Raw genomic sequence first — 4,416 nt, 5'->3', positions numbered from 1 at the left:
ATGGGCAACTACATCTTCACCACCAAGGTGCTCATCGACGCGATCCGTGCCGACGCCGACGACGACGACTCCGATCACGACATGGGCGGCGACATCGTCCCGCGGTTGGTGAGCGACGGCATGGCCGCCGTCTACGACTTCAACGACAACGACGTGCCCGGTGCCACCGACCGCGACCGTGGTTACTGGCGTGACGTCGGGACGCTGGACGCGTTCTACGACGCCCACATGGACCTCGTGTCGGTGCATCCGGTGTTCAACCTCTACAACAAGCGCTGGCCCATCCTCGGCGCCTCGGAGAACCTGCCGCCTGCCAAGTTCGTCAACGGCGGCTCCGCGCAGGAGTCGGTCGTGGGGGCGGGCAGCATCATCTCCGCGGCGTCGGTGCGCAACTCGGTGCTGTCGTCCAACGTCGTGGTCGACGACGGCGCGATCGTGGAGGGCAGCGTGATCATGCCGGGTGCGCGGGTCGGCCGCGGCGCCGTGGTCCGGCACGCGATTCTGGACAAGAACGTCGTCATCGGGCCCGGCGAGATGGTCGGGGTGGATCTCGAGAAGGATCGCGAACGCTTCGCGATCAGCGCCGGCGGCGTTGTCGCCGTGGGTAAGGGCGTTTGGATCTAGTCACCACACGTAGGGCAGTAGCCGGTAGTGCACCTTTCCGGTGTACTCGCGGTAGCCGCTCAGTTCGTGGCTGAGCAGATCCTCTTCATCGCGAATGCGCAGGATGAGCACGATCACGCCGGGAATGACAAAGAGCAAAGCCCAGTACGAGTCGAGTGCCAACGGGATGCCGAGCATCAAGAACACATTTCCGGTGTACATCGGATGGCGCACCAGCCCGTACAGACCGCTGGAGACGAGTCGCTGACCCGCCTCGACCGTGACATTGGCTGCCGCATAACTATTTTGGATGATCACTACCATCGCCAGACCGAGGCCGGTCGCGACCAGAACATCGCCGATCACCGAGACGGACGCCGGTACGGGCGACCATCCGAAGCGGTGATCGAGGGCGCTGACCACGAACATCGCCGGAAAGCAGATGAAGATGACGGCCATCAGAATCCGCTGCAGCGGTCGGGTCTCCGCTGACGGTCCGACGTGCATGCGCCGCTCGAGCGCGGCCGGGTTGGTGCGCATCAAATACACGCTCGGGATCCAGGTGGACAGCGCGAACACCGCGAGGAATGCCCAGGCCTGCCAGTAATGGAACGTCCCGGCCGGCAGGAACAGCATCGCCGCGAAGGCGGCCAAGCCCAAAGTGGCCGAAAGTGAGCCTTTGACAACAGTATTCATGACATCCTCCTTTATGTCTGAACGTCGCGGCGTCGGAACGCCGTGATTCCCAGGGTGATCAGCGCGGCGTCGATAGCCAACAACGCGAGCAGCGGAACCGGTGTGAAGGCGCTGGCGCTGACCAGCGGAATGTGCGCGAACGGCTCCAGGTCGAGCACCCATTGCGGAAAACCGGACAGCGAACCGATCAGGTACAGCGCGACGAATGCGACCAGCACCCCCCATGACACCGGGCTGAATCGCGGCGCCAGCCCGAACAACGCGACGGTCACCGCGGCGGGCAGCCACACGGCCGGCAGCTGGACCAGGGCAGTGCCCACGACCATTCCCAGTTTGCCGCCGACGTCGTGAGCGGCGATTCCGTAGCTGAGGCCGGCGACCACACCGGCGACCACGATCGCGACCGCCGAGCCGATCAGTGCCATCACGAGATGACCTATCAGCCACCGGCTTCGGCTTACCGCTCCGCTGAGCAGCGTCTCGGCCCGTTGACCGGTTTCCTCCTGGTGCAGCCGCAGTGTCAGCGAAACGGCGAATGCGGCCGCCATCATGCCCAGCATGCAGAACGCGGCCGCGACGAAGGCCTGCTCCAAGACGTTGGTGCCGCCCATGCGCACGACGATGTCGCGCGCCGTATCGCCCCCCAGCTCGTCGCCGATGCCGTGGATGATGCTGCCGATCAGCAAACCGTATAAGCACAGCCCGACCGTCCACAGCAGCAGAGCGCCGCGATCCAGCCGCCAGGCCAGCCCGAAAGCGTTGCGCAGCAATGGTGTTGCCGTGGCCGACCCCGGACGTTCGGCAATCAGCCCCGCGCCGACGTCACGGCGCGCGAGCAACCGGTAGGCCAGCAAGGTGAGCAGCAGCGTCGTCGTCAGGTGCAGCAGCAGCACCCACCACCGGTCACCGGCGTACGGGCGAACCTGTAGCGACCAGCCCAGCGGCGAGAACCACGACAACACCGCCGATCCGGCGTCACCAACGGCGCGCAGCGTGAAAGCGGTGGCCAGCGCCGCGAATGCGGCTCCGCGAGCGAACCGTGCGCTGGCCGACAGCTGGGCCGCCACCGCGGCGACCGCGGTGAACACCAGGCCGGAGCAGGCCAGCGCCGCGCCGAACGCCAGCGACCCGTGCGGGGCGACACTGGTGCCGAGCAGCCCGGCCGCGCCGATCACGCCGGTGAGCAGCGACGCACCGAATGACAACAACAGGGCCGCGGTCAGGCTGGCGTATCGGCCCACCGCGGTCGAGTCGACCAGTTCGGCACGGCCGGTTTCCTCATCGGCGCGGGTGTGGCGGATGACGGTCAGGATGACCGCGACGGCGATCAGCAGGTGGAACATGCCGGCTTTCCAGATGCCGGTCGCGCCAAGGCTGTCGTTGTAGATCTTTCCGTAGAGCGCGCGCTGGGCCGGGCTGGCCATGATCGTGGCGGCGAAGCCGGCGCGCGCCGCTTGGTCGGGGTAGACCTTCTCGATGCCGCCGATGTAGACGGTGGCCAGCGGCAGCGAGAGCAGTAACACCCATAGTGGCAGGACAATCCGGTCGCGACGCAGATAGAGTCGCAGCATTCCGAGGGTTCCGGTGAACGCCGAACCACGTTGTGGCGCTTCGTGTGCCGGATGTGGTGGCCGTTGCAGTGTCGTCGTCATCGGCGTGCTCCTTGACTGGTCAGCTCGCGCTGACCGTCGACGCCGTAGTGGCGCAAGAAGAGTTCTTCCAGAGTGGGCGGCTGGCTGACCAGGCTGCGCACACCGGTGTCACCGAGCACCCGAATGAGTTCGCCGAGGCCTTCGCTGTCCACGTGGGCGTGCAGCGTGGTCCCTTCGTAGCTCACGTCCTCGACGCCGCGGATGCGGGTGAGATCGCCGGGGTCGTTGAGCAAGTCGGCCGTGATCGTCGTCCGGCTGAGGTGCCGCATCGATTCCAGTGTCCCGCTCTCCACGGTCCGGCCGGCGCGGATGATCGTCACCCGTTCGCAGAGTGCTTCGGTCTCGGCCAGGATGTGACTGGACAGCAGGACCGTCGCGCCGCGGTCACGCGCCTCGGCCACGCATTGCTGAAAGATGTTCTCCATCAACGGATCCAGGCCGCTGCTGGGTTCGTCGAGCAGCAGCAGCCGGGCCCGCGACGAGAACGCGGAGATCAGCGAAACCTTCTGCCGGTTGCCTTTGGAATAGGTCCGGGCTTTCTTGTGCGGGTCAAGTTCGAAGCGCTCGACCAGCTCAGCGCGCCGCTTTTCGTCGATGCCACCGCGCATGCGGGCCAGCAGGTCGATGGTCTCGCCACCGGTCAGGTTCGGCCACAGCGTGACATCGCCGGGAACATAAGCGATGTGGCGATGCAGGCCGACCGCATCGGTCCAGGGGTCACCGCCAAGCAGGCGGACCGTCCCTGAGTCGGCCTTCACCACGCCCAGCAGTATCCGGATCGTCGTCGACTTTCCGGCCCCGTTGGGTCCGAGGAATCCGTGCACCTCTCCCTCGCGCACGGTCAGATCCAGGCCGTCGAGGGCCCGCACCGCACCGAAGTTCTTTGTCAGATTGCGGATTTCGATCGGCGAGTGGTTGTTGTCAACTGGCATCGGGTTCTCCTTGTTCGGCTTGCGCGAGAAAGGCGTCGTACATGTGGCTGTCGGTCATCAGGCCGTCGGTGTACAGCTCGAGGGCGGGCAGCACCATGTCGCGGGCATAGTCGCGCAAAACTGCCCGCAAATCTGTTGGAGTGTCGTGCATCTGGATGTAGAGCAGGAAGCCGCCGCCGCCGGTGATCGCCAGATACTTCGCCCGGGCGACGGGATCCCGGCTGGGTTTCAGGATGCCGGTGGCGACGCCTTCGTCCAGGTAGCTCTCGGCATTGTCGATCATATTGCGCCACAACGTTTTCGCGAGGTCGCCGCCGGTCTGCATGCTGCGCACCAAATACGCCATCAACGGGGCGTATTCCTCGATCTCGGCCATCGCGGCGAACCAGGTGGCCGGGTCGCTGGAGTTCATCGCCTCGGACTTGCCGCTGCGAATCTCCTCGGCGACGTAGTCGTCACAGGCCTTGCGCAGACCGTCTTTGGAGCCGAAGTGATGGATGACGAGCGCGGCGCTCACGCCGGCCGCTTCGGCG

4 protein-coding genes and 1 pseudogene are annotated in these 4,416 nt (G+C 65.8%); 1 reads left to right on the top strand and 4 read right to left on the bottom strand.

Annotated elements, in window-relative coordinates; translation table 11 throughout:
• Window positions 1-624 (top strand): sugar phosphate nucleotidyltransferase (locus tag WAO18_RS06685; RefSeq protein ID WP_422204914.1); only part of this gene is annotated, 624 nt, incomplete at its 5' end.
• Here WAO18_RS06685 and WAO18_RS06680 read toward each other — a convergent pair.
• From WAO18_RS06680 to WAO18_RS06665, 4 genes and pseudogenes are all read right to left on the bottom strand, one after another.
• Window positions 625-1,239, bottom strand: coding sequence for a methyltransferase family protein (locus tag WAO18_RS06680; protein ID WP_422204918.1), 615 nt, complete (start codon window positions 1,237-1,239; stop codon window positions 625-627).
• Between the two features lie 71 nt (window positions 1,240-1,310).
• Window positions 1,311-2,951, bottom strand: coding sequence for an ABC transporter permease (locus WAO18_RS06675; protein WP_422204916.1), 1,641 nt, complete (start codon window positions 2,949-2,951; stop codon window positions 1,311-1,313).
• Window positions 2,952-3,883 (bottom strand): annotated as a pseudogene (locus tag WAO18_RS06670) (ATP-binding cassette domain-containing protein); the annotation flags it as partial.
• On the bottom strand, window positions 3,873-4,416 hold a 544-nt coding region (locus tag WAO18_RS06665), incomplete at its 5' end, for a TetR family transcriptional regulator (protein ID WP_422204912.1). The pseudogene WAO18_RS06670 and the gene WAO18_RS06665, both read right to left, overlap by 11 nt.

The organism is Mycobacterium sp. (assembly GCF_049278535.1).
In the GTDB taxonomy this organism is placed as follows: domain Bacteria; phylum Actinomycetota; class Actinomycetes; order Mycobacteriales; family Mycobacteriaceae; genus Mycobacterium.
This window is presented reverse-complemented; position numbering and strand designations above follow the sequence as displayed.